26 protein-coding genes are annotated in these 24,807 nt (G+C 36.0%); 14 read left to right on the top strand and 12 right to left on the bottom strand.

Annotated features, from left to right (window positions below; all coding sequences use genetic code 11):
• Nucleotides 1–386 precede the first annotated feature (386 nt).
• Together feoB and F0919_RS05145 are read right to left on the bottom strand one after the other, a co-directional pair.
• A complete protein-coding gene (gene feoB / locus F0919_RS05150) occupies nt 387–2,507 on the bottom strand; it encodes a ferrous iron transport protein B (protein WP_150031639.1) in 2,121 nt (706 codons plus the stop codon).
• A 151-nt stretch (nt 2,508–2,658) separates the two neighbouring features.
• Nucleotides 2,659–3,162 (bottom strand): DinB family protein, encoded by a 504-nt coding sequence (locus tag F0919_RS05145; RefSeq protein WP_150031638.1) that lies wholly within the window; start codon nt 3,160–3,162, stop codon nt 2,659–2,661.
• Nucleotides 3,163–3,282: 120 nt separating this feature from the next.
• On the opposite strand from F0919_RS05145, the gene F0919_RS05140 reads away from it, so the two are divergent.
• The 7 genes from F0919_RS05140 (at nt 3,283) to F0919_RS05110 (ending at nt 12,424) form a co-directional block, all read left to right on the top strand.
• Nucleotides 3,283–6,336 (top strand): glycosyltransferase family 117 protein, encoded by a 3,054-nt coding sequence (locus F0919_RS05140; RefSeq protein WP_150031637.1) that lies wholly within the window; start codon nt 3,283–3,285, stop codon nt 6,334–6,336.
• A 218-nt stretch (nt 6,337–6,554) separates the two neighbouring features.
• Complete coding sequence (locus F0919_RS05135) at nt 6,555–7,895, top strand: hemolysin family protein (protein ID WP_150031636.1); 1,341 nt, start codon at nt 6,555–6,557, stop codon at nt 7,893–7,895.
• 15 nt (nt 7,896–7,910) lie between these two features.
• On the top strand, nt 7,911–8,729 hold the full coding sequence (gene map / locus F0919_RS05130) for a type I methionyl aminopeptidase (protein WP_235903458.1): 819 nt from the start codon (nt 7,911–7,913) through the stop codon (nt 8,727–8,729).
• A 112-nt stretch (nt 8,730–8,841) separates the two neighbouring features.
• Nucleotides 8,842–10,149, top strand: coding sequence for a UDP-N-acetylglucosamine 1-carboxyvinyltransferase (murA, locus tag F0919_RS05125; protein ID WP_150031634.1), 1,308 nt, complete (start codon nt 8,842–8,844; stop codon nt 10,147–10,149).
• A gap of 71 nt (nt 10,150–10,220) precedes the next feature.
• On the top strand, nt 10,221–10,730 hold the full coding sequence (locus F0919_RS05120) for a hypothetical protein (protein ID WP_150031633.1): 510 nt from the start codon (nt 10,221–10,223) through the stop codon (nt 10,728–10,730).
• A 227-nt stretch (nt 10,731–10,957) separates the two neighbouring features.
• Nucleotides 10,958–11,383, top strand: a complete 426-nt coding sequence (locus F0919_RS05115; protein ID WP_216629370.1) for a hypothetical protein — start codon at nt 10,958–10,960, stop codon at nt 11,381–11,383.
• A 108-nt stretch (nt 11,384–11,491) separates the two neighbouring features.
• The gene (locus F0919_RS05110; protein WP_216629369.1) at nt 11,492–12,424 is read left to right on the top strand and encodes an IS1595 family transposase; all 933 of its coding nucleotides are present in this window, start codon (nt 11,492–11,494) and stop codon (nt 12,422–12,424) included.
• A 52-nt stretch (nt 12,425–12,476) separates the two neighbouring features.
• Here the strand turns inward: F0919_RS05110 and F0919_RS05105 are convergent, their stop codons facing one another.
• From F0919_RS05105 to F0919_RS05080, 6 genes are all read right to left on the bottom strand, one after another.
• Nucleotides 12,477–12,824 (bottom strand): hypothetical protein, encoded by a 348-nt coding sequence (locus tag F0919_RS05105; RefSeq protein ID WP_150031630.1) that lies wholly within the window; start codon nt 12,822–12,824, stop codon nt 12,477–12,479.
• A 50-nt stretch (nt 12,825–12,874) separates the two neighbouring features.
• Nucleotides 12,875–13,075 (bottom strand): hypothetical protein, encoded by a 201-nt coding sequence (locus tag F0919_RS05100; protein WP_150031629.1) that lies wholly within the window; start codon nt 13,073–13,075, stop codon nt 12,875–12,877.
• A gap of 103 nt (nt 13,076–13,178) precedes the next feature.
• Nucleotides 13,179–14,123, bottom strand: a complete 945-nt coding sequence (locus F0919_RS05095) for an LPO_1073/Vpar_1526 family protein (RefSeq protein ID WP_150031628.1) — start codon at nt 14,121–14,123, stop codon at nt 13,179–13,181.
• A gap of 8 nt (nt 14,124–14,131) precedes the next feature.
• A complete protein-coding gene (locus tag F0919_RS05090; RefSeq protein ID WP_150031627.1) occupies nt 14,132–14,350 on the bottom strand; it encodes a hypothetical protein in 219 nt (72 codons plus the stop codon).
• Nucleotides 14,351–14,424: 74 nt separating this feature from the next.
• On the bottom strand, nt 14,425–15,966 hold the full coding sequence (locus tag F0919_RS05085; RefSeq protein ID WP_150031626.1) for a T9SS type A sorting domain-containing protein: 1,542 nt from the start codon (nt 15,964–15,966) through the stop codon (nt 14,425–14,427).
• A gap of 11 nt (nt 15,967–15,977) precedes the next feature.
• The gene (locus F0919_RS05080; RefSeq protein WP_150031625.1) at nt 15,978–16,502 is read right to left on the bottom strand and encodes a hypothetical protein; all 525 of its coding nucleotides are present in this window, start codon (nt 16,500–16,502) and stop codon (nt 15,978–15,980) included.
• A gap of 136 nt (nt 16,503–16,638) precedes the next feature.
• Between F0919_RS05080 and F0919_RS05075 the strand changes: the two genes are divergently transcribed.
• From F0919_RS05075 to F0919_RS05065, 3 genes are read left to right on the top strand one after another with little or no spacing between them, the layout of a single operon-like run.
• Nucleotides 16,639–17,016, top strand: a complete 378-nt coding sequence (locus tag F0919_RS05075) for a helix-turn-helix domain-containing protein (RefSeq protein WP_150031624.1) — start codon at nt 16,639–16,641, stop codon at nt 17,014–17,016.
• A gap of 4 nt (nt 17,017–17,020) precedes the next feature.
• Nucleotides 17,021–17,713 carry a DUF3800 domain-containing protein gene (locus F0919_RS05070; protein ID WP_190277268.1) on the top strand — a complete coding sequence of 231 codons (693 nt, stop codon included), beginning with the start codon at nt 17,021–17,023 and terminating at the stop codon, nt 17,711–17,713.
• Between the two features lie 5 nt (nt 17,714–17,718).
• Complete coding sequence (locus F0919_RS05065) at nt 17,719–18,219, top strand: hypothetical protein (RefSeq protein WP_150031622.1); 501 nt, start codon at nt 17,719–17,721, stop codon at nt 18,217–18,219.
• A 213-nt stretch (nt 18,220–18,432) separates the two neighbouring features.
• On the opposite strand, the gene F0919_RS05060 is transcribed toward F0919_RS05065, so the two are convergent.
• The 3 genes from F0919_RS05060 to F0919_RS05050 are packed head-to-tail and all read right to left on the bottom strand — an operon-like array spanning nt 18,433 to nt 20,723.
• Nucleotides 18,433–19,092: a hypothetical protein gene (locus tag F0919_RS05060; protein WP_150031621.1), complete on the bottom strand. Its 660-nt coding sequence runs from the start codon at nt 19,090–19,092 to the stop codon at nt 18,433–18,435.
• A 23-nt stretch (nt 19,093–19,115) separates the two neighbouring features.
• Nucleotides 19,116–19,706, bottom strand: coding sequence for a hypothetical protein (locus tag F0919_RS05055; protein WP_150031620.1), 591 nt, complete (start codon nt 19,704–19,706; stop codon nt 19,116–19,118).
• A 30-nt stretch (nt 19,707–19,736) separates the two neighbouring features.
• A complete protein-coding gene (locus F0919_RS05050; protein WP_150031619.1) occupies nt 19,737–20,723 on the bottom strand; it encodes a hypothetical protein in 987 nt (328 codons plus the stop codon).
• Nucleotides 20,724–20,890: 167 nt separating this feature from the next.
• On the opposite strand from F0919_RS05050, the gene F0919_RS05045 reads away from it, so the two are divergent.
• From F0919_RS05045 to F0919_RS05030, 4 genes are all read left to right on the top strand, one after another.
• Nucleotides 20,891–22,042, top strand: a complete 1,152-nt coding sequence (locus F0919_RS05045; protein WP_150031618.1) for a DUF3800 domain-containing protein — start codon at nt 20,891–20,893, stop codon at nt 22,040–22,042.
• A 203-nt stretch (nt 22,043–22,245) separates the two neighbouring features.
• Nucleotides 22,246–23,838: a tetratricopeptide repeat protein gene (locus F0919_RS05040; protein ID WP_150031617.1), complete on the top strand. Its 1,593-nt coding sequence runs from the start codon at nt 22,246–22,248 to the stop codon at nt 23,836–23,838.
• A gap of 204 nt (nt 23,839–24,042) precedes the next feature.
• Nucleotides 24,043–24,270, top strand: a complete 228-nt coding sequence (locus F0919_RS05035; protein ID WP_150031616.1) for a hypothetical protein — start codon at nt 24,043–24,045, stop codon at nt 24,268–24,270.
• A 68-nt stretch (nt 24,271–24,338) separates the two neighbouring features.
• Nucleotides 24,339–24,551 (top strand): hypothetical protein, encoded by a 213-nt coding sequence (locus tag F0919_RS05030; RefSeq protein WP_150031615.1) that lies wholly within the window; start codon nt 24,339–24,341, stop codon nt 24,549–24,551.
• A gap of 9 nt (nt 24,552–24,560) precedes the next feature.
• On the opposite strand, the gene F0919_RS05025 is transcribed toward F0919_RS05030, so the two are convergent.
• Nucleotides 24,561–24,761: a hypothetical protein gene (locus F0919_RS05025; RefSeq protein WP_150031614.1), complete on the bottom strand. Its 201-nt coding sequence runs from the start codon at nt 24,759–24,761 to the stop codon at nt 24,561–24,563.
• Nucleotides 24,762–24,807 lie beyond the last annotated feature (46 nt).

The following is a 24,807-nucleotide window of genomic DNA, read 5'->3' as shown; positions in this document are numbered from 1 at the left end:
CCTGTTTTCTTACTATCCTTTCTTTTGGAGATAACCAATAGATTACAGGCGCAGTTAGCGATGGATTTATATCCATCGCTGTTATGTTTCACCCTTTTCAGCTCTCTAAAACGATTTGTACCAATGGTACATAATTCCCGATATAAAACTGAATGAAAAATAATTGAAAAAATATCTAAATAATTGATTATCAATATCCCTCAGGGTGAGGGGCGTTGCCGGGTCTTCCCGATGCCTTCCCTCAGGGTGAGCGGTGCTATCGGGTCTTCCCGATAATATCCCTCAAATTGTGCGGCGCTGTCGGGTATTCCCGATACTGTTTCTCAGGTTGAGCGATGCTGTCGGTCTTTCCCGATACTGTCCCTCAGGGTGAGGGTCACTGTTTGTTACTTTAAAAGCTGATAAGTTATAAAAGCTGCCAGGTAAGCCAAAGCCGTCATATAAGCCATCTGGATTAAAGGCCATTTCCAGGTTTTGGTTTCTCTTTTTACAATAGCAATAGTACTCATGCATTGCATGGCAAAGGCATAAAAAATCATTAGGGAAACACCCGTGGCCAAAGTATAAACCTTGCTGCCGTCCGACCTTTTTTCGTTAGCCATTTTTTGCCTTAACGGTACGCTTGTTTCGTCCGCGTCGCCTACACTGTAAAGTGTAGCCATCGTTCCCACAAATACTTCGCGCGCAGCAAAAGAAGAAATTAGTGCAATACCCATTTTCCAGTCATAACCCAAAGGCCTTATAACAGGCTCAATAGTCTTACCCAATAAACCGGCATAAGATTGCTCTAATTTATCGGTAGCTTTTTGTTCGGACTGAATAATTGTCAAGGCATCGTTTTGTGCAGCGGCAATAGTGGTATAGTGTTTTTCCACCGCATCCATTTTTCCCGGAGGCCCGTAAGATGCCAATGCCCATAATATCAATGCAATGATAAGGATGACCTTTCCCGCATCGAAGATGAAAATTTTTGCCTTTTCATACATCACCATCAGCGCATTTTTCCATCTTGGCGCCCTGTAAACAGGCAGCTCCATCAGGAAAATACTGTTCTCTTTATTTTTCATCAGGATACTCATCACCTTTGCCACAATAAGCGCCGTGAAGAAACCTAATAAATAAAGTCCCATCATTACCAATGCCTGCAATTTGATAAAACCTAAATAGGTATGCGAAGGAATGACAAGCGCTATTAATATTACATAAATAGGCAATCGTGCGGAGCAGCTCATTAACGGGGTAATGAGAATAGTAATAAGCCTTTCTTTCTTGTTTTCAATGGTACGGGCAGCCATCACAGCGGGTATAGCACATGCCATACCGCTAATCAGCGGCATTACGGAACGTCCGTTGAGCCCCGCAGAACGCATCAGCCTGTCGGTCAGGAAACTGATGCGGGCCATATAGCCGCTATCTTCCAATAAAGTAATGATACCGAATAGTAAAGCGATTTGCGGTACAAAAACTAAAATGCCGCCAATACCCGCCAATAATCCGTTTACCAATAAATCGCTCCACCAAGCCTGCGGCAAAATATGTGAAACCTGTCCCTGCAGCCATGCAAAGCTCCCTTCAATCCAGTTCATCGGATATTCGGCCAGCCAGAAAACGCATTGGAACATGATAAAAAGCACTACGAGCAAAATGACATTTCCCCATACGCGATGCAACAGCACCTTATCAACCGCTTCTGTAAACAGCTGTTTTTTCAAAGGGCTTTCTTCTGCAACAGTAGCCTGCATAATTCTTCCGATGCGTTCATACCGCTGCATTACTTCTTCCGCCTGTATCTTGCCTTTATGGAAATCGCAGCTTGTAATCGCTTCTTTTATCTGCCTGTGCTGCTCTTTTGTAATGAATTCGATATTATCTATACCGGAGGCAACGTGCAACGCGCCGTAATTACTTTCTATATTCGTTACGCGTTTTACTTTCTGAATCAGATTGTTTGCAGACTCCTGCAAGGGAACAAAATCTACCAATGGCTGAAAGGTCGATGCATGCATCTGCAAAATCGTCTTCTTCAATTGGTTCAAGCCTTTGTTCTTGCGGGGGTTGACCACCACCACCGGAACGCCCATTTCGCGTTCCAGGCCTTTTACATCGACTGTAATGCCTTTGGTACGCGCAATGTCCATCATGGACAGCACGATAATAACCGGCAGTTTAAGGTCAATTATCTGAGAACAAAAAAGGAGGTTTCTTTTAAGATTGGAAGCATCTGCTACAACCAATGTCAGGTCAGGGCGTTCTTTGCTTTTGGGATTCAGCAAAACTTCGTAAGCCACATATTCATCCGCACTTTTCGGATATAAACTATAAGTACCTGGTAAATCAATAATTCTGGCATCAAGGCTTTGACTGATAGCTGAGCGACCCGTTTTCTTATCGACCGTAACCCCTGGGAAATTGCCGACCTTCTGGTTTAGCCCTGTCAATGCATTGAATAGCGAACTTTTTCCACTATTTGGATTACCGGCTAACGCTATCTTATAGATTTCTGACATGAATTGGCCGGCAAAGTTAATAAATTTGAATAGCTGATGGAATTGTCATGTTATAAATGACAATTTTTACCGGAAATATTGTTCCACCTTTAAATGGTGAAACAAATATTTATTGGAATTATACTTGTCGGCTTCCCGTTGTTGTTGCTATTTACAAATATCTTTCTTTCAGCATATTGCAATGGTGTATCAGGTGGCCGGCAATAACATAAAGCAAAGCCCTGACGCTGATTGCTTTTCCGTTTGCAATACCTCTGTTTAGTAATGCATCTTCCGTAAAAGACTCAAACAGTATCATATTGCTCTTTCTTAATAATTGAAATTCCTCTGCCAGAGAAGCAAGTGTCCTTTCTTTGTAATTGGCGGCATCTGCAAATAAGTTTTCATCAAAGCCGGGCTGCGCAATATGCCTGTCTCTTGCAAAACATAAAGCGCGGTATGCCATAACCCTTTCTGTATCCAATATATGACCTATTACTTCGGCTACAGTCCATTTGCCTTCCCCATAAGCATGGGTTGCCAGATTTTCATTTATGCTTCTGATGAAATCAGGAAAATTATCTGATTGTTGCCTTAATGTTTCCAGCACATTGTCATTTACATTTTTAACATAGCCATTATAAAAAGGTGCGTATTCTTCTTCCGAAATATGCATAAACGAGGTGATTTTATTTTTTCAAAGGTATAAACTTTCGAAAACCCTTTGTTATTACCCTTTGCGCTTTCATCTAATTTGTTATTTTTGTCCCGCTTAAATAAATTTTTTTCCTTGCTCATGAATTTCAGGAAAGTCAACAACATTACGGGCTGGATAGTATTTGCCATTGCCTATGCAACCTATCTGCTTACCATGGAGGCTACAGCCAGTCTTTGGGATTGCGGTGAATTTTTATCAACTGCCTTCAAATTAGAAGTAGGACACTCTCCGGGTGCGCCTTTATTTATGATGTTGGGTCGCCTTTTTGGCGTAGTTGCACCGAGCCCTGATAAAGTTGCCATTTTTATCAACTCCATGAGTGCCTTAATGAGTGGTTTTACCATTTTGTTCCTGTTCTGGACCATTACGCACTTTGCCAAAAAGCTACTGGTAAAAGCAGGTGAAGAAGTTACACAGAGCAACCTTATAGCTATAATGAGTGCCGGGATTGTAGGCGCTTTAGCTTATACTTTCTCCGATACTTTCTGGTTCTCGGCGGTAGAAGGCGAGGTTTATGCAACATCTTCTTTCTTTACGGCCATCGTATTCTGGGCTATCCTTAAATGGGAACATGTTGCCGATGAACCGCATGCCGATCGTTGGCTTATATTGATTTTTTATCTGATGGGGCTTTCTATCGGCGTCCATTTGTTGAACTTATTGACCATTCCGGCTATTGTAATGGTTTATTATTTCAAACGCTACAATGTTACCTTACAAGGCGGCATTATTGCGTTTCTGGCCGGATGTGTAGTATTGGGTTTTGTACAATTTGGCGTAATCCAGTATCTGCCCATTTTTGCTTCCTGGTTTGAATTGCTTTTCGTCAATTCATTCCACATGCCATTCAACTCCGGTGCTGTTTTCTTTCTTATCCTGGCTTGTGTGGGATTGGCATTGCTTATCAGGTGGGCAAAGAAATCAAACAGATATTTACTGCATCTATGTTCCTTATGCGTTGTATTCATCATTATCGGTTATTCAAGTTATATCGCCATCATTATCCGCTCGAAAGCGGATGTAGCTATTGATATGGGTAATCCGGATAATGTAATGACTTTGATTCCTTATTTGCAACGTGATCAGTATGGACAACAACCCCTTGTTTCCGGCCCTGATTTTACTTCGCAGGTAAATAAGGTAGATGAAGGACGTGCTATTTATGCCGCAGTAACGGATAAGGATGGTAATAAATCTTACCAGTTAGTAGATCATAAACCCGAGTATTCCTATGATGAAACAAGGATATTTCCTCGTGTCTGGGATTTTAATGACCCCGGACATAAACAATTTTATCGTAGTTATTTAGGTCTGGAAGAAGGCGAAAGACCAAGTTCTTCGGATAACTTTTCTTTCTTTTGCGGCTATCAGATGAACTGGATGTACTGGCGCTATGTAATGTGGAATTATGTGGGTCGTCAGAATGATATGGAAGGTCAGGGTGAATCGCACAATGGTAACTGGCTTTCGGGTGTCGGACCGATAGATAAGTTCTTTGGCAAGGGAGATGTAAACCTGATGCCGGACTCTTACAAGCATAACAAAGCAAGAAATGAATTGTATTTCCTGCCGTTAATTCTGGGTTTCCTCGGATTGGTTTTCCAATTCAACAGAGACAGGAATGATGGTATTATTGTGGGTTTATTATTCTTCTTTACAGGAACAGCTATTGTTTTGTATCTGAATAATACACCGTTACAGCCTCGTGAACGTGATTATGCTTATGCAGGTTCTACTTATGCGTTTGCGGTATGGATTGGTTTAGGTGTATTAATGGTTGCCGATTGGTTCCAGAAAGTGCTGAAAGGCAATATGCCCGCAATCGCTGCTTCTTTGATTTGTATTCTTGCAGTACCGGTATTGATGGCTGCCAAAGAATGGGATGATCACGACCGTTCTCAAAAAACCATTGCCCATGATCATGCCTATAACATGTTGATGAGTTGTGACAAAAATGCCATTTTGATTACTTACGGTGATAATGACACTTATCCGCTGTGGTACCTGCAGGAAATTGAAGGCATACGTACCGATATACGTATTATAAACTATAATTTGTTAGGCACCGACTGGCAGAATGAGCAATTGACTTTTAAAATTAATGATGCAGATGCATTGCCTACTATCTGGAAACCGGAAGATTATCGTGGTGATAAGCTGAATTACATTCCTTATTATGAAGATCCGCGTATTCCGAAGAACAAATATTTCAGCCTGGAAGAGGTAATTGCCTTCTTTACTTCGGATGCAAATCAGTTGTCAACGCAAAGCGGCGACAAAACCAATTATTTGCCTACTAAAAATTTCTATGTAAAACTGGATAAGTCAGCTTTAGTAAAAAGCGGTTTGGTGGATATTGCCGACACTGCTAATATCCCGGGCGAAATGTCCTGGCAGTTCAAAGGCGGCAATGCTACAAGAGGCGACATGGCTTTGATGAATATCATTGCAGGCCAGGCAAAAACAGGTTGGACACGTCCTATTTATATGACGGACGGAGCGCCGAACCTTGGTCTGGATGCTTATTTCCAATCAGAAGGACCATTGCGTAAATTAGTTCCGATGATTAAACAGCAGGTTATTCCAGGTCTGTCTCCATACACCAATCTTGATAAAAACATCAATCTGTTTACCAAAACCTTTACTATGGGTAAAGCAAGCGGTAAGGATGTTTATTATGATGAGAAGAACAGATTGTTGTTCCTTGTGTATCGTCAGAATGCAGCTGAGCTGGCATTGAACCTTATCGGTTCCAACAGGAAAGAAGATGCCGTTAAAGTATTGGATCGTTATATGAGTATGGTTTCAGAAACTTCCATGCCGTGGGATGTATTGCTTTATGACAGAAGTATTATGATGATAGTAGATGCTTATTATCGTGCGGGAGCAGTAGACAAGGGTCATAAGATTGCAGAGAAAATGGTTAAGAATATAAATGATGAAGTGAAGTTCTACCGTTCTTTAGGCGATAGAACCGGCAACGGCGATTTATATATTGTACAGCAGAATCTGGGTGTATTGAACTACCTTGTCAATAGTGCAGCCGAGTTTGGAGACAAGCAATCGAGTGATGCTTGGAAACAGCAAATGATAGCTCTTTCTGCAGGCATTCCTTCAAATCAGGGACAATAAATTTCATGCTGAATCATAAGCAAAAGCCATCCTTATCAGGGGATGGCTTTTGTTATTTTTAGGATTTAAAAGACAGATACTTTATATACTTTCGCAAATATTCTTATTTTTGTACAAAATGTAAAAACAATTTTTGGATTTTGTGTCCATCAATTGTTTCAAATAAGCCTCTCAAAAACAAATACTTGAGGCTATTTTTTTACTAATTTTAAACAACAATGCCTACAGACCCCGGAGGAGACCCTGTCTCGATAATTAAACTCTTCTTTACCTTTTTCTTAGTTCTGTTGAACGGATTTTTTGTTGCAGCAGAATTCGCTATCGTCAAAGTACGATCCTCTCAAATTGAAGTAAAAACCGGCCTTAATAAAAGTATATCCGCAGCTGCGAAGTCTATTCTTAGCAATCTGGATGCATATCTTGCTGCCACCCAGTTAGGTATAACCCTTGCCAGTCTTGGTTTAGGTTGGGTAGGCGAGGAAGTTATGACACATTTGATTCTCAGAACATTCAGCGCTTTGAATCTTCCGATTTCAGAAGCTACTGCGCATAGTTGGTCCATGCCTATTGCTTTCTGTGTTATTACTATTTTGCATATTGTTTTTGGTGAGCTGGCGCCTAAATCACTGGCTATACGCTATCCAACCAAAACTACTTTTTTTGTTTCCTTGCCTCTTAAAGTGTTTTACTTTGTAGGTCGTCCTGCAATCTGGATATTGAATGGTTTAGCAAATTTCATTTTACGCATTTTCGGTATCAAGCCTATTCACGGCAGCGAAATCCATTCGGAAGAAGAATTAAAAGTTATTATTACTGAAAGTCATGAAGGTGGCGCAATTGAAGAAACAGAACGTGCTCTTATTCAGAATGTTTTTGAATTTGACGATCGCAGAGTAAGCAATATTCAGACCTTGCGTAAAAATATTTCAGCCATCGAAATAACGATGAACATGAAAGAAGCTATTGATTATGCAATTCAGGAAGGTTACAGCCGTTATCCGGTTTACGAGGAAACGATGGATAATATCAAGGGTGTTTTGTACACGAAAGATATGATACGCCATCTGTTCAGCCGTCCGGAAGATAAAAGTATCGAGCCTTTGCTTCGTAAAGCAACTTTCATTTCGGAAGGCTCAAAAATTAAAAATGTACTGAAGGAATTTCAACAGAAACATATTCAGATGGCGGTGGTTACTAATGAGATTGGTGAGCTGACGGGAATTGTAACCATGGAAGATATTCTCGAAGAACTGGTGGGTGAGATTCAGGATGAATACGATAACGAAAAGCCTATCGTGGAAAAAACAAGCGAGCATACTTATCTGGTAAATGCGCATTATACGCTTTCCGATATTAATAAATATATTCCGTTCCGACTGGCTGAAGGCGAACATTATGAAACACTGGCGGGATTGATAACCGAACTGAATCAGGATAAAGAATTGACAGAAGGCGGTTTGATTGACATTGATAAGTATGATGCTGTAATCGTCAAGATGTACCGTAATTCAGTAGAAACGGTTCAACTGAAAGTGAAAGATGCGTTTATTGAAAACTAAAATCAGAGTATTAAATTGAATTACAAAACAAACGAGGAAGTAGAAATCCAAAGACACAGTTGCCTGATGGTGGGCGCAACATTAACCGAAGTTGCCAAGATTATCAGGCCGGGGATTAAAACAATTGAACTGGATAAATTAGCAGAGACATTTATCCGCGATAATGGTGGCGTGCCTTCTTTTAAGAATTACGGACATCCTTCCAACCCTTTTCCATACTCACTTTGCATTTCTGTAAATGAAGTGGTGGTACACGGTTTTCCAAGTGAATATGAATTGAAAGACGGCGATATTGTTTCTGTGGATTGTGGATTTTATAAAAATGGTTTTCATGGAGACCACGCTTATACTTTTGCAATTGGCGATGTGGACCAGAAAGTGCTGGACTTGATTCGTGTAACCAAAGAGTCTGTTTATTTAGGTTGTCAACAAGCCATTACAGGCAACAGAACGGGCGATATTGCTTTTGCCATTGAAAATCATACGAATAAAAAACATGGTTATGGCGTGGTGCGCGAATTAGTAGGTCATGGCGTTGGCCGTGAAATGCATGAGGACCCGCAAGTACCTAATTATGGCAAACGAGGTTCAGGCAAACGTTTGCAGGAAAATCAGGTATTGGCTGTAGAACCTATGATTAACTTAGGAACCCGTCATATTTATACTGCCGACGACGGATGGACAATCGTTACGGAAGACGGCTTGCCATCTGTTCATTTTGAGCATGATGTTTGTGTAAGAAAGGGCAAAGCCGATATTTTGTCTGATTATACACCAATTGAGAAAGCAGAGAAAGCAAATACGAATTTGAATTCGAGTTATTATACTTTATAGATCATTGAGATTTTCAGAGCAAAAGTTGTCAGATTTAAAATTTGACAACTTTTTGTTTTTTTAAACCATTAATTTTAGAATCTTTTCAGGAACAAAACAATCATAACATACGATGAGCACTTTTGAAATACGCGGAGGTAAACAATTACATGGCTCTATTCAGCCACAGGGCGCCAAGAATGAAGCCTTGCAGATACTGTGCGCTGTTTTGCTTACCAAGGAAAAAGTTACGATTACAAATATTCCCGATATTCTGGATGTCAATATGCTTATCGAGCTGATTGGAGATTTAGGTGTTGAAGTAGAGCGTCCGCAAAGAGATACCTGTGTTTTTCAAGCAAAATATGTGAATGTAGATTTTTTACAATCGAAAGAATATAAAGCGAAATCGGGCAAACTAAGAGGCGCTGTAATGCTTGCAGGACCATTAATTGCGCGTTATGGCAAAACTTATTTACCGCAGCCCGGCGGCGATAAAATTGGCAGGAGAAGGCTGGATACACATATTCGTGGCTTCGAAAAAATGGGTGTAAAATTTGATTATGATCATGAAGGCAAAGAATTTATACTTACTGCCGATAAATTGAAGGGAACTTATTTATTATTGGAAGAACCTTCGGTAACAGGTACTGCAAATATGGTAATGGCAGCCGTTCTGGCTGATGGCAATACGACAATTTACAATGCAGCATGCGAACCATATGTTCAGCAGCTTTGTAAGATGTTGAATAACATGGGCGCTAAAATTAAAGGCATTGGTTCCAATTTATTGGAGATTGAAGGTGTTGAATCTTTGCATGGCTGTGAGCACAGGTTACTGGCCGATATGATTGAAACAGGTTCTTTCATTGCATTGGCAGCTATGACTCAAAGTGAGATTACCATTACAGATGCGGATGTAAATGATTTGGGTTTGATGCTAGATACTTTCATGCGTTTCGGAATTCAACTGGAAGTACAAGGCAATGATATTTTTATTCCGCAGCAGGACCATTACAGGATTCAGAATTTTATAGATGGTTCTATACTTACGGTTTATGATCATCCCTGGCCAGGCGTTTCACCGGATTTGTTGAGTGTAATGCTGGTGATGGCGACACAGGCAAAAGGCAATGTGCTTATTCATCAGAAAATGTTTGAAAGCCGTTTGTTCTTCGTTGATAAATTGATTGAAATGGGCGCTCAGATTGTGCTTTGCGATCCGCATCGCGCTGTAGTTATGGGCTTGAATCGCCAGTCAAATTTAAGAGGTATCAGAATGTCTTCTCCTGATATCAGGGCGGGCGTAGCATTATTGATTGCAGCATTATCTGCCGAAGGCAAAAGTATCATCGAAAACATTGACCAGATTGACAGAGGTTATCAGAATATTGATACACGCCTGAATGCATTAGGCGCCGATATTCGCAGAATGGCATAATCAATTTTGAATTCTTGGAATATTTGCTTTGTCAACTTTTAAAAAGTTGACAAAGCTTTCAAATTGGAAATATGAACGTCCTTTTTCATTCCATAACGGCAATAGGTCTTACTGTTGCATTTACAGATACTTCAAAGCCAATAAAAAACATTGTTTTTAAAAATAGTTGCTTCGTATTTCTGACTGGAATTATTTTTCACGGAATACTTGATTATTTCCCACACTGTTATCCCATTCCTTCACAAACAGATGCAATTGTTAGTTTATTATTGATGGTAGTCGCAATTTTGTCAGCAAAGGGAAAATACAAACTGATAGTAGCAGCGTCCTTTGCCGGCAACATTTTCCCTGACTTAATTGACCTTTCTTTCGGTATATTAAACAAATACCTGAATCTGAATATTCCTGTCCTGCCAAAAATATTTCCATGGCATTGGCCTGAATATTCAGGCTCTATTTATAATGGCGATTGCAATATTTCGAATATTAATCATTCGATTGTAGTTGTGACAGTACTTATAATCTGTATTTTGAAAAGGAAGGATTTTAAATCTATTTTTCTGACTCAGAAACAGGAATAATGTTATAATCCTGACAATAAAAATTCCGGGCTTGTAGAACTTTGAACATGGTAGAAAAATCCTTTATAATTTTATAAAACTTTCAAAGACATTTTCAAAGTAGTATTCTTTTTCAAAGTGTATAAGAAAACGTTACTTAGCTAAATAAAAAAAATTCTTTTGTTTAAAAATTTTGTCGTAAATGCGAAAATTCTTATCTTTGCAATCCACCAAAAAACTAATTCACTTTGATTCTAAATTCACTCTACTTTGAATACTGCGATTTGAATTTTAAGCTACAAAAGTTATGTGAATTAATTAAAGCGTATGGTGGAATCCTTCCAACCGAAAGCACTACAGCAGTTGGTGGATATTCTTCTTTTCCAGTAAATACCCCAGCTCCAAATACAACTTACAATAATCAAGGTCAGTCTACTGAACCTGCTTATCCTGCAAAGGGAACATGGCGGGATAAAATCGTTTTCGGCTTGAAAAGTTTTGGAGGGCCAGTTACTGCCAAAGAGCTGAGTAATTATATACTTCACGCAGAGAAGTCAGATGATATGAAGTATATAGATAGTACTACAGCTCAATACTTATCCTTTCTTGATAAAGAGAAACGCATTAATTGCGACCGAGATAATCGTCCATATAAATACTCTCTTACTTCATAATTTCCATTTTTTCTTGTTTTCATATTGCACTGTAATCACAGGGTAAGCATCGTCCTGCATGAGCTTGCTATTTTTAACTAATCCAATTTGCCTATGGTCGAATTCGACATGAGTTACCAAGAATTCTGTAAGCAGTATCCTAATGAGGATGCATGTCTTGATAAGATTTTTAAAATGCGTTATGGAGGGATGAAAGAATGCCCTCGTTGCGGACATCGTAAACCATTCACCCGTATAAAAGGTAGACGGGCGTTTCAATGCCGAAACAGGAAGGCTTGTGGATATCAGTTGTATCCTTTGGCTGATAGTCCTTTAAAGTGTAGTAAACTTCCTATTTCTAAATGGGTGTACTGTATTCATATGTTTGCCTGTAACAAGACAGGCTTGACCGCAAGATTTCTCTCTAAAGTCTTGACTGTATCCCCGAAGACAGCGTTACGTATGCTCAAAATAGCCAGAGAGTTTTTAATAGAAAATGATAGGTCACCTTTGAAGGGCTCTGTTCAAACAGATGAAAGTTTCTTCTATGGTTCTATACCTCTGATGAATAAGAAGAGGCGTGAAAAAGTATACAAGGAATTTAATATTGACAAAAAGAAGCAACCACGTGGTCGTGCATTATTGAACAAAAGTCTTGTGCTTGGTTTAGTTGAAAAAGATGGAAGAGCTATTACTGAGATAATACCTAATGCAGAGCTGGAAACCCTACGGCCATTAATTTATCAATTTGTCGAAAGAGGTTCTGATTTGTTAACCGACGAGCTACCTGTCTACCGATTTTTCAGCAAGCATTATATCCATAAAACCTGTAATCATCAAAAGAAAGTTTACCAGTCTGAAAATGGTGGAACAACGAATGCTGTGGAATCGTTGTGGTCACTATACAAACGCATTTTCAGAGCTCATGTTTCGGTATCCAAGAAATATTTTCCGCTATATATCAAACAATGCACTTATATTTTCAATAACAGGAAAAACACCTTGGAAAAGATGTTCTCAGATTTGTTTGTCAAGATGGTTCATCCTATACTGTCACCATAATCAAATTTCGAACATAGGATTTTGGAGTTTGAACTGGAATTTATTTGAAGTTTTATTCTTCTTCTCCATCGTCATCTTCTGTTTCACCATACAGTGAATCGTCATGATTTTTTTGTTCTAAATTTTCGCTTATAATTGGAGATGGTCCAGTAACGATAAGCGTGTATTTACTGTGCCATCCATTATCATAGAATGGGTATAATGCTCTTTCAATTGCTTCTTTAGCTGAGCTAACAACACTCTCTAAGTCTTTACTGGAGCCATCCATGGCATAAATGCCGTTTGGTAATTTAAGTCTGTGTTCATCACTAATTGGGAAGGATTCAATGAATCCTTTCTTTACCATTTCTCTATAAAGGTATCTGTATTCCAGCTTATTATTGTCCTCCAGATTTTTCATCTCCACGCGAGCGATATAATAGCTGTGGTCGCTAAACTCCTTTGAAACTGTTAAATGTTGTCCTTGTTCGAAGAGTTGTCTATTGGCTGGTCTTCTGAATCGTTTTTTTTTGATTCAGCTATTTCTGGTTCACTGTCTTCGTTATTATTGTCTTCACTGAATTCTTCCGAATCCATTGCTGTTGCTGGATTATAACTCTCTTTATATTTTAAGCTTTCGGTGAATTCCTCAAATGTTTTTATGATTTTCATAACCTATATATTAAGAATAGAACTCCAAAAATGATTCTTCAAAAATGACAACATAATGATATATACATAGGACAATATAGTTATTAGCTTATTTGGGAAACTATCAATAATTATACATCCAACTTGAAGTTGTTTTTGTCAATAAGCCTTCTAAATCAATATTAAGTCTATTGGAGGTTTTTATGTTTAAATGATTAACAGCAATGCAAATTCCGACCGAAGTAAGTTGTATATTTTTCATTGGAGATTCATACCAAAACTTAACCAATTCTGCAAACCAAGGAATCAGGTTGTTAATGTCTTCAATAAAGGGTCCTTCTTTAGATGTAAGAAATATATCTGGTCTTGCTCCACCCATCATGGTCATATTCATTGTTTGGCCTAAGCTATATTGCTTAACTATTTTAGGACTATTCTCTAAAAATGTATACCATATAGGTTTATAACCATCAACATATTTGACACAACCAGTAAATTCCAAATGTTGATAATCTCCTATGTTCTTTATTTGACCTTCCAAAAAAGGGTTAAACGCAAATCCAATATCCAAGCACAAATCTTCGATTGTTGTAGTTTCTCCAAAAACATAATATTTCATCAAGAAAACAATAGTAAGCACATCGAGTTGTTGTAATGTCAGTTTCTCAAGAGTTTTTATGGACTCGGAGATAACCATATCAATAAGCCTATTATTACTCTTCATTTTTTCAATTAATGCACTGTTGAGCTCTTCTTTTAGATAGTTATCACCTTTCGTAGCATATAATTTCTGTGCTTGATACAAATCGTTTTGCATTTCTACAGTATTCAACTGCGCTATATCTATTTTGTTTTCAATCATTTTATTAAAGAAACTCTCAAGGAATTCTTCAACTCTATTATTAACTAATAATAGAAGTTCATCACGCAAAACAAGATAATTATCTTTAAATACAGCTAACGAAATATCTTTCATCATGTCACGCTGGTCAGTGTAAGATAGGCCATTGAAAATCACGTCTCTTCCAGCTTGAACGGGATTTGAATAATCCCCCGAATTCTGCTTCATAATGTGATTTAGTTTATTGTTATGTTACCTTTTGACTGATATAAAGTGGAGTTGCTTCCACTTTTTTGTTTCATGACCGTATGTTCATAGGACATCCCACCAGAAAAAGCAGAAATTATACCTGCTACTACAGCACCTATTGATTTAAAAAAATCAGGGCTCGTATAACACATATAAAGGAGAACAATTGTAATTAAGCCGAATGCTACACAAATTGCTATTTTCATAGTTTCTATTTTTATTATCAAAGATAAAATAATTTGAGTAGGCAAATAACTTCAACTTTATTATTTCACAGCAATTAATCTTTAATTATTTTATGATAAACATATCCTTCTGTTGTTTCTATTTTTAGAATATACAGACCACCATTAAGCATTGATACATCAATATCTCCTTTTGAACTCTTGATGACAGTTCCGTTAATGCTCATTATCGATGCTTCAATAAAATCACCACTGATGTGAATCATACCAGTTGTCGGATTAGGATAAATAGTTAGGTAAGCAGGATTTCCCAATTCATTAATACCAGTTGGTGGTGTTGAATTTTTAATAGTTGATATCATCTGTGATATGGTCTTCGTCTTGCAGTCTCCATTTAGATTCGGATTGCTTACGGTCAATGTAATAAGAGAACTATCAGCACCAGTAAATGTGTGTTTTGGTGTAACCTGATTCGATGTCGTACCATCACCAAAATCCCATAGATAGTCCATTACATTTTCAACATCTAATGCATGGAAATATATCTGACGGGCTGAATATGGTTGTTGTGGTACAAAACTGAATCCTGCAACATCAACTGCGTCTGATTCCAACACGTAAACATCATTATCTGCTGAACAGCCATGTTCTGTTGTTGTAAAGACATGATAGGTTCCTGTTTGATGCACATCTACTGAATTGCTACCACCAATATATGTTCCACCATAACTCCATGTATGGTTATAGTTATTGGTACTGCTATCATATAATGTAACCGCACTACCATTACACATATAAACTCCGCTGTTCAATAAAGGATTTGGTAGGTTCCATGCTTGCCAATTAATAGTGTCTTTGGTGACGCAACCAGCAGTGTTCGTAATAGTTACCCACGCAGTTCCTACTCCAGTCATATATGTGTTTGGATTAATGACCCATTCATCACCTGTATTGGTATTGTTCCATAGATAGCTACAGAACGTGTTTTGGCCATCTACAATGGAGAAGTTTGGCTGGCCTACTGTTTGACAATATGCTGTATCATGAAGATATTTCTTTGGGCTTCCAAGAGAAGTAATATTAATAATACCAGAAGCAGGACAACCATTTTCTGTATTAATAGTTGCTTTATAAGAACCTGTTGTGGTTGCGGTATAACTTGTAATAGTACCAACTGGAACATAGGTTGAACCTACCAGTTTAGACCACGATGGTGTTGCTCCTCCCGAATTCGAAACCATCAACATTGCCACTTCATTACATGGCCCAACCTGATTAACGATATTTAATGGAGTTGTGTTTGACTGAAAGTGTATGTTCATGAAACCTACCCACGGGGAACAGTCAACTGCATCAATACGATAAACAATAGTCGTATCAAAGTTACCACCAGTAGTATTCGTTATAGTAAACGTATTACCTGTGGTTCCAACACCAAAATAAACTGATAAATTAGCGTTATTAGAGCCAAAGTTACCCACGAATGGAAATCTCCTAAACGGAATCAAATTTGGATATGTAAACGTAGCAGTATTTCCACATACAGATGTATCTTGTGGAAATTGATAATAGTTACATTGAGCGTTGCCTGCAAATGCAAACAAGAAAGAGATTATTATTGTAAATAGGATTTTCATGGGAAGTAGTTTTATTTGCAACGAGAAAGAGAAATGAAAAATAAAATAAGTAATACGCCACCAACTATTGATAGTGTTTCGGAATATTCAACCATCAAAGCATGTATAGGTCTTCCTTCTTGCCTGAGTTTATCAGCCCGTTCTTCACGAAGCCTTTTCTTGTCGATTTCAAGCCGTTCTCGTTCAAGACTGACCCTATTATCACTTACTTCATTATCTCTTGAAATTGACCCATTTCCTGAGCCAAAAGCATTATTGATACCTATGTTTACCAGACGCTTGATTTCATCTGTTTCATCCTTTGTGAAACCCTTACATTCGATTGTATCAAAGTTGTTGGTCTTAAATTTGATACTGGAGAATCCTACCAATGGGTTGCTTGTTTCAACCGAATTGATTTGACGGTATAATAGCATTTTCTCTTTGCCACCAAATAGGTTTGGTGTTCTAAGTGTTATACCATTGTCTTCGACAGTAACTTTATCTGGGAATAGCCTGTTACCTGCGGAGATTCGGCTTGCAACGAATGTTTTCATGTACTTATAGTTTTGGTGAATTTTACTTCACAAAACTATATCTGAGCTTTTATTTAGCTTCATCAATAAATAGGAACATTCCTCAAAAACCTGCGGAATATTCCTATAAAATTGCAATTTTAATTATCTTGCGTACATGGATATATCAGAAAAATTAAAAATTTTAAGGGAGGCTCATAATTACACTCAACAATATGTTGCAGATGTACTTGAAATCAGCCCTAATACGTATTCATTAATGGAACGTAACAGTGAAGGGATAAAAATTGACAGGCTAAGACGATTAGCCGATTTATATAAACTGAGTTTAGTGGATTTGATTAGCCTATCTGACCATCATTTTTTTGGAACGGTTACTAATAGCGCAGTACATAATGTTTCCGATGCTATTACAATAAATAATGGAATTGCAGAAGAGGAAAGAAAAATATATAAAGAAACAATTGCAAGGCTTGAAGAACAGAACAACAAGTTAATGAATCTTATCGATTGCTTGTCAAATAAAATAAAATAAAATTTTGAAAAATTTATATATAGATGAAAGTTGCCATTTAGCAAACGATAATCACCCTTGCATGGCAATTGCATACATCAAAATCGACCAGCAAGATTTAGGGGAAATAAAAACACTTTTTAAAGAAAACCAAAAAAAATATCATTTTTTTGTTGAACCTAAATGGACATCTATTTCCATATCTAAATTAGAATTTTATAAATCAATAATTGATTTATTTTTTGAAAATAATATTAGCTTCAGATGTATTTATATTAATGATAAAAAAGTGCTTAATCATGAAAAATTTAATAATGGTGATGAAGGATTATACTACTTTAAATTAATTTATTTGCTAATCGTCACACCTACAAACGATATATATCAAAATTACAATGTATATATTGACGTTAAAGATACTCAGGGACGCATGAGAATTAAAGGCATTAAGAGTGTACTTGCGGAGAAATTTAATCACTCATCACCTTTTGACATGTTTCAGCATATTCAATCATCTGATAGTATCGGCATTCAACTTTCTGATATTTTTGTTGGTGCAATCACATATAAATTGAGAAAGGAACACTTGAAGGATAATGCAAATCCTGCAAAAATCGAATTTATTAAATATTTTGAATCAAAATTAGGTAGAGATTTAACTCTACAAACTTTCCCTTATGAAAACAAATTTAATATTTTCAATCATATTCCGCAATAATTCTAATGTCTCTATCTAACTTGACCCCTTATTTTATAGATGGAATAAATGCTCAATTTGCTAAAGACCAAGTAGATGAACTTTATCAAATTTTTAGAGAAGATTTTATCGATAATCCAATCATTTTAAATGGAAAAAAAGTAAAGGTTATAATGAAAAATTCAAAAATAGCACAGTATAGTTGCTATTGCGAAACTTTCACCCATCTTATTACCAAAAGAGAAGGTCAATTTAGGCTCTATACCTGTGAAAGAGCTGAGAAAATTCATTGGATTAAACCTATTATTGAAGCACACCCTTGCAGTGATATATTATATTATAAATGGCAGGATAATAATGGTATTTGCAAAGAACATTTTTGGCACATTTCGAAAAAGTTCATGGTGGTTTTGAGAGATATTGATGAAGATTCCCGAATTGTTACAGCATTCTGTGTTGAAGATGACAGCGCAGTAACTTACTATGATAGATTCAAAGCCTATAAAGCGGGCACAAGCACATGTTAAAAATAAAAAACGCACTCCGTAAGTGCGTAGCGCAAACAAGTCTTTGCGTGGACAAGTCAATCACCCTTTGGGCAGTGACAGCACAAAGATACAATTTTTTTGGAAAAAAATGTACCTATTTATATATTATTTTTAAAAAACAATAAATCGAGATTTCAATTCTGATTAGTACAGCCTTATATTGCATTTTTCAATAATGAAATCATTTGAAAATTATTCAAAGCAATATTTCTTTATCATTTCTCCGTATTCATTGACTTTGTACTTAAAGACAGGAGGATGGTTAGATGTGACATTAGCTTTACGTTCAATATAGTTATTAAAATCCTTACGGTCATCTATTACTTGATTGAGCAATCCCACAACATATAGGTTAATTCGTGTTTGTGATTTTAGACCAAAAATACTTGGTTGATTTTTCCCGAATTCAATTAAATCTTCTAAGAAAGCTCGTTCTATCATAATGCTCATACGCAAGAAGTCTTCCTTATCAATTTTTTGCTCAAGGTATGCTTTAAACAATCTACCCAATAAAGTTGCCTTCTCTTCTCTCTCTAACTTATCCAGTATTATTAAGGTTGTTTCGCCCACTTTGGAATCCAGTTCTTCATCCTCCATCTTTATAATGAATTCTATTCTCTTATCATCTGGGATTGAGCCAAGTTCCTTGATAAAGCGAGTTATTTTCTTTATAAAAAAATACTCTTTGATTTTGTTTGGTAACAGCAGAGTCTTTATACCTGTGTTTAAATAACCTATGTCAACATCCTCAACTATCTTCAAAACTTCAACACCTATTTCTGTGGCTTCGGTATATAGTTCTTGCAATTTTTTTTCTTTTAGAATTTGCAATAAAGTCTGTATTTTTTTCATGTCTTGATTTTTACTGATTGAATCTATAATTGCAAATTATTCTGTCGATGATATACTCCTGATGCATCGAAGAGACTTATACACCTAAGTAGCTCATCCTCATAATTCGATTTCCCAGGCTTTTCGAACAAGCTTGGAATAACATCATTCTTTAATGACAATATCTCGAACTTATCAGCTTTCAAGTCAAACAACTTACCCATTTCTTCTTTCCATTTAGGTAAGTTAGCATAATCATTTTCTGTTTTTAAACACCACGCACAATAAACTCTTACCACTTCTTTATAATCGATATTGTAATCTTTGTAGGTCGCTTTTATTGATTCCAAATAAGTTTTACCCCTCCCAGAATCACTATTCTTATTATCTTCCTTACCAAACTTAACTGCACCAAAAAACTTGTAGTGCATCCGATGATAAATATCGTCAAGTGTAGGTGCCCACTTCATATCATGAGAAACACTTACTTCAACATGGTAGTGTAATTTTTCTTTCCCGTCATAGACAAGCAAATCAATTTGGCGATTATTACCAGATAATACTTTTACATCCGATATAGTAAAGCATCTTTTTTGCCGATAATAGATTTCAACAAGGCGTTCTGCGGCATTCATAGGTGGTTTGTCTTTAAGTTATTTTATAGTTTAATTCACCAACATCGTATAACTGACATCACATAAATCACTATCAATTCCAGTCATCTTTCCTATATGCCCATCCTCTAAATGGTGGAGAATAGTTAATGTTTGAAAATAAATTCTTGACTTACCTTCATCATACTGAATATATTTATCTTCACTGATTCGCAGAGTCAGGTTGACCGTTTTTTCAAAATAACTATAATTGAAGGCTAATATATAAGCCCAAATAAATTCTGAACCAGATGGAATTTTATTATAAAATTTTCCATCCTTAATACTTACAACAATTCGTTCAGAAATAGTTTCACCTGAAAAGTTTCTTAATGATGGCTCTTCTTTACATTTGTAAACAATCTCCCATACCCCATTAATTAACGTTTGGTCAAATTGCTTTGAATAAAGCTGAATACGCTCTTCACTTAATAAGAGTTTATTTTTCAAATCACCAATATTGTTATTCAGAGAAAGAACTTCCTCAGTAAAATTTCTTAATTGAGTACTTTGCTGTGCACTTATATTCATTTCATCATTAAGTTTACTTTTTAAATCATCATTTTCGTCTTTAATAGCAGAATCCTTTGTATATAAGTCCTCAAGCTTTTTTGAAAGCCCATCTGTTCTTTCCGTTTCTTTCATAAAACGTCTCATTGGTACAGTTGCGTTCTTCATGATTTTCTTTTTTGACCACGTATTGATTCTATCCATCCAACTTAAAAAAGCTATTATACCCACTCTTATAGGGGGGAATAAAATTGTATAAAATAATGCACTACATAACGGATGATAGAAATAATTTTCCCATGATGCGTTTTCAGTAATCAAATAGCTGTAATTGAAATAACCGTAATTCTTCAATGTATCCTGATTATACATCAGGAAGCCTACAGTGACCTTCCAGTTCCATAGTAGCCAAGCAATAATGAAAGAGAAGAAAATAGGATTAGCTATCCGATTTTTAAATTCTTTAAAAAAATCTTGAAGTGAGTCCATAAGTGATGTTTGGTTTTATTGAAGTGAAAATACAAAACATAAACATATATCAAAATAATAAAGCAACTATGCTAATGCTTTATCCATACTTAATTATGAACATTAAGTTGAAATCTATATTGTGATAGTGAAATAAATCAAATGTATATTTGCTTAAATCCATTACTATGTATAATAAAGTTGCTTTCGCGGACGAGTATGGGAATAATTCCTTTGATTTTGAAAGTCAGACGACACACTTCATTGTTGCAAGCGTTATATTCAACGAAGAAAATATATCAGAAACAGAACTCAAGCTGGAGGAAATTCGAAAGAAATATTTTCAAACAGGAGAAATGAAGTCCTCTGGAATAAGTAAGAACGATAAAAGAAGAAAATTAATTCTTAGAGAATTGGTCGCTCTCGATTTCAGTATTTATGCAGTAGTAGCTGATAAGAGAAAGCTTTACTCGGAAGGGTTTAAGTATAAAGCTTCATTTTACAAGTTCCTGAATGGTCTTGTCTACAGTGAATTGTTCAAGAATTTTCCAGATTTGAAACTTGCAGTGGATGAACATGGAGCCAATGACTTTATGAGGCAGTTCAAGAAATACGTTCAAACAAATCATACAGGAGATTTATTTTCAAAGTCCCAATTTGAATTCATAAGTAGTAAGAACAGTAATTTCATTCAATTAGCTGATATTATAGCAGGCACTTTAGGCCATTGTTTTGATGAAAATAATATGAGTAATAATAGAACAGAATTCTTACAGATTCTTAGGCCAAGGCTTTCCAGTATAAATCACTTTCCTCAAGAAGTTACAAGCTATCAATTATCAAGTACTCCTTTGGATATTGCCTTTGATGAAAGAATAGCAAGTATGGCTGTCAATTCTGCTAATCATTTTATCGCATCCAAAGAGATTAAAAAGCAGGATGATATCGACCAAGTTAACTGTGCTAAATTGCTCCTTCTTTACTTCAATAATTACAGCAAGCAAAAGTACATTTCGACTAATGAGCTGTTGCGCCACTTAAATGCTGGAAGAGTACCACAACTCACCGTGCATGCTTTTAGAACAAAAGTCATTGCAAAATTGAGAGATAAAGGAGTAATAATTTCAAGTAGCAGCAGTGGGGAAATGGGATATAAGCTACCATCAAGTAAAGAAGATTTACACAAATTTGTAAATCATGGTAAACAAGTAATAATCCCTATGCTTAAAAGAATTGAAAAATTAAGAGATACTGTAATGCTTGCGAGTTCAAATGATATAGATGTTTTACAACCACAGGAATTCAAAGCAATTGAAAAGCTAATTTCGAAATTTAAATAATCAATACATATGGCTGAAATGGCAAGGCCATCATGATGTTATTAAATCTCAATTGGATTACTCAAAAACTGGGTTATTTCAAGAATTTTTAGATGAAGAACTTTTCGCTACAGAAGCAAAGAATTTATTGAATAAAATACAAGAGCTAATAGATAATCCGAATAAATAACAATAAATAATTTTCTCCTCAAAATTTAAGATGAATGAATACAAATACTATAGAAATTATCAAGACAATAGGAGCACAGTGGCCATTTTTACTTGTTTCTTTCATCATCGTTGTTTTTATAATTAAATGGAAAACAATATGGAAATCTCTTTCAAGAGTTACTCAAATAAGAGTTAAAACAGGTAATCATGAAGTAGAGGTTCATGCAAGTAAAAAAACAGTAGAAACAGTTGAATCTTCTGTATCTGTTCAACCAAGAATGAAAATGACTGAAATTGATAATGCGATACTAAATGAAGACAAGATTCCAATAGTCGACGAATCAGATGATGACCGTAGCAATTCATACTTTGGCCTTTTGTCAGTGAGGGATTTTAAGCGTTTTAATGAGTTGGTTGAAAAACAAACATTGGATGAAAGTGACCCAGAGAAAATCAATAAGTCAAGGGTGTGGGGTTATTATTGGAGATATCATCATGGAGATACAACTGCGTTTGAAGAATTGGAAAAATATATTTCAGGTTTAAATAATGATGAACAAAAAAGTTATGCAATGTATTATTTGAGTGGATTTTATAAAGATTCGAATGACTTTACTAAAGCGATATCTTTACTTACACATTCATTACAACTGACAAAAGAAGATAATGCTAAACAAATAATTGTTTCTGAAATGTCAACAATTTACTTCGAGCAAGGCGAAAAAAACAAATCTATAACCATATTATTAGAAAATATAGATTCGATAAATAGCAAGTCTTCTAAATCAGAGTTATATAAAAGCATTGCTTTATTTTATAAAAAAGAAGGAAATGATTTACTGGAGACATTTGCATATCAGAAGGCTTTAGAAATGGTACCTAATAGTACATCATTAATGTTTGACTCAGCATTTAGATATTTACAGATAGACAAGAATTTTGTTGATTTGTCGTTGTTCTTATACCAAAAATTATTAATGGTTAATAATAACAATTCAAGTGCTTCAAATAATGCTGGCGTAGCTTATGAAAAATTAAACATGAAAGGGAAGGCAATTAAAAATTACAAAAATGCCTTTAAAGCGGAGAGTACATTAGCTGCATCAAATATAGCATATAAGTTAATTGAATGCGGCTTTATGGAAGAAGCACAAGATTATTTAAAACAATGTGAAACGTATGAAATAGTTGATACTAATGTAGCAAGAGTATCATCCTATTTAAAAGACCAACTGGAGGTTGAAGAAAAACTTGAAGAGGTATATAATAAAACAGCAAAGCAGAAATATAAATTTTTTAGTGAGCTTGGTAATTGTTTGTTTTCAACGAAAGCAAGATTTGATAATAGAAGTGAATTCACTTATGGTCAGTCACCTGTTAAGGTGGATATTAATGGCGACTCAATCGTTCTTTCTTGGGAAAATGGCGATGAAAAGCACAAAGTTGAAGGAAAATTTCATAACAGCGCAATTATAGCAAATTACTCCAAACCTGAAAAAAACCTATACCCATATTCAGAGTCAACAAAATACAATTATGTGAACATTGATGTGTATGGATACGAAAACGAAAAAGAGAACTTGATATTCTTAACGATTAAGGATAATCAAATTACAACTTTGGAATTTGAAATCAAACTATATTAATCCTTACAGGAAAAGTCTAACTTAAATAATTATGTTCGACTTGTTCACTGTAATCATATTAGTATATAGTTTTGTTTTTGGCCAAGATGACACAGTATTCTCACTAATTAAAAATCCATTCATTAATATCTACGTAGTTGAAAATTAATTTCAATCTTTAAACAATTTCAATTTGGCATTTACCTAATGCCGCCCAACACCGAAATGTTCCGATACTATAGTTTAGTGGCAGAAGCGGATGTTACTTGTCAAGTTTACGATATTGCAGGAAGAATGGTCCACAACGAAACATTTAAAGCCTCAAAAGGTGGCAACGGCATGTTGATGGATTTCAGCAGCTTTAAGAATGACTATTATATCTTAAAGCTTACAGGGAAAGGAATTGAGGATTCATACAAGTTCAAAAAGAATAATTCAACTAACAATAGGTAAGCAAGCAGCCCGATATTATTTGATTAATTCGGGCTGCTTCATTGTATATTTAGGAGTACCTTTGCGTTATGATTAACACACTCGGTAGCTTTAAGGTCTATCAGTCCATTGTAGCAAAGACTTTGAATGATAAGAAGAACCTAAAGATTAAGAAGCCCAGTATAGAGCTTTCATTGAAGGATATGATTGAGAAAAGAAAAGCTTTAGCTAAGAAAAATGACGAGCTTCAACAAAGGATGCGGGATTCAATAAGTGAAACCAAAAAATTACTTAAAAAGTGAGTAAGACTATTATTGAGAAGTTTTATTTACAGCACACATTAAGACATCCATTTGTATCTGGTCCCGCTCTTCATGAGTCATTTCTCCATCGTGCAGGGAACTGAAATATAATTCACCAACTCTAAGGATTTCCTCTATATCATTATTTCTAATCGCAGTACGGTACCGATTATATAATGACTCTACGTCTATTTCAACCCCTCCAGACATTGGCTTTCTCTTTGATTAGAAAAACGCTGGAGTAGAATTAACCGCT

Origin of the sequence: Taibaiella lutea (genome assembly GCF_008629695.1) — a bacterium.
Taxonomy (GTDB): domain Bacteria; phylum Bacteroidota; class Bacteroidia; order Chitinophagales; family Chitinophagaceae; genus Taibaiella; species Taibaiella lutea.
The sequence above is the reverse complement of the archived record's forward strand: the minus strand, read 5'-3'. Positions and strand labels throughout refer to the sequence as shown.

Excerpts from the sequence above, each read along its gene's own strand:
- F0919_RS05120 (WP_150031633.1), top strand. The coding sequence starts at position 10,221 with ATGAACGTCCTTTTTCATTCCATAACGGCAATAGGTCTTACTGTTGCA.
- F0919_RS05095 (WP_150031628.1), bottom strand. The coding sequence starts at position 14,123 with ATGAAGCAGAATTCGGGGGATTATTCAAATCCCGTTCAAGCTGGAAGA.
- F0919_RS05055 (WP_150031620.1), bottom strand. The coding sequence starts at position 19,706 with ATGAATGCCGCAGAACGCCTTGTTGAAATCTATTATCGGCAAAAAAGA.
- F0919_RS05050 (WP_150031619.1), bottom strand. The coding sequence starts at position 20,723 with ATGGACTCACTTCAAGATTTTTTTAAAGAATTTAAAAATCGGATAGCT.
- F0919_RS05145 (WP_150031638.1), bottom strand. The coding sequence starts at position 3,162 with ATGCATATTTCGGAAGAAGAATACGCACCTTTTTATAATGGCTATGTT.
- F0919_RS05110 (WP_216629369.1), top strand. The coding sequence starts at position 11,492 with ATGAGTTACCAAGAATTCTGTAAGCAGTATCCTAATGAGGATGCATGT.
- F0919_RS05040 (WP_150031617.1), top strand. The coding sequence starts at position 22,246 with ATGAATACAAATACTATAGAAATTATCAAGACAATAGGAGCACAGTGG.
- F0919_RS05075 (WP_150031624.1), top strand. The coding sequence starts at position 16,639 with ATGGATATATCAGAAAAATTAAAAATTTTAAGGGAGGCTCATAATTAC.
- F0919_RS05100 (WP_150031629.1), bottom strand. The coding sequence starts at position 13,075 with ATGAAAATCATAAAAACATTTGAGGAATTCACCGAAAGCTTAAAATAT.
- murA (WP_150031634.1), top strand. The coding sequence starts at position 8,842 with ATGAGCACTTTTGAAATACGCGGAGGTAAACAATTACATGGCTCTATT.
- F0919_RS05090 (WP_150031627.1), bottom strand. The coding sequence starts at position 14,350 with ATGAAAATAGCAATTTGTGTAGCATTCGGCTTAATTACAATTGTTCTC.
- F0919_RS05080 (WP_150031625.1), bottom strand. The coding sequence starts at position 16,502 with ATGAAAACATTCGTTGCAAGCCGAATCTCCGCAGGTAACAGGCTATTC.
- F0919_RS05140 (WP_150031637.1), top strand. The coding sequence starts at position 3,283 with ATGAATTTCAGGAAAGTCAACAACATTACGGGCTGGATAGTATTTGCC.
- F0919_RS05035 (WP_150031616.1), top strand. The coding sequence starts at position 24,043 with ATGTTCCGATACTATAGTTTAGTGGCAGAAGCGGATGTTACTTGTCAA.
- F0919_RS05025 (WP_150031614.1), bottom strand. The coding sequence starts at position 24,761 with ATGTCTGGAGGGGTTGAAATAGACGTAGAGTCATTATATAATCGGTAC.
- F0919_RS05135 (WP_150031636.1), top strand. The coding sequence starts at position 6,555 with ATGCCTACAGACCCCGGAGGAGACCCTGTCTCGATAATTAAACTCTTC.
- F0919_RS05030 (WP_150031615.1), top strand. The coding sequence starts at position 24,339 with ATGATTAACACACTCGGTAGCTTTAAGGTCTATCAGTCCATTGTAGCA.
- F0919_RS05085 (WP_150031626.1), bottom strand. The coding sequence starts at position 15,966 with ATGAAAATCCTATTTACAATAATAATCTCTTTCTTGTTTGCATTTGCA.
- F0919_RS05105 (WP_150031630.1), bottom strand. The coding sequence starts at position 12,824 with ATGAAAAATCTGGAGGACAATAATAAGCTGGAATACAGATACCTTTAT.
- feoB (WP_150031639.1), bottom strand. The coding sequence starts at position 2,507 with ATGTCAGAAATCTATAAGATAGCGTTAGCCGGTAATCCAAATAGTGGA.
- F0919_RS05045 (WP_150031618.1), top strand. The coding sequence starts at position 20,891 with ATGTATAATAAAGTTGCTTTCGCGGACGAGTATGGGAATAATTCCTTT.
- F0919_RS05060 (WP_150031621.1), bottom strand. The coding sequence starts at position 19,092 with ATGAAAAAAATACAGACTTTATTGCAAATTCTAAAAGAAAAAAAATTG.
- F0919_RS05065 (WP_150031622.1), top strand. The coding sequence starts at position 17,719 with ATGTCTCTATCTAACTTGACCCCTTATTTTATAGATGGAATAAATGCT.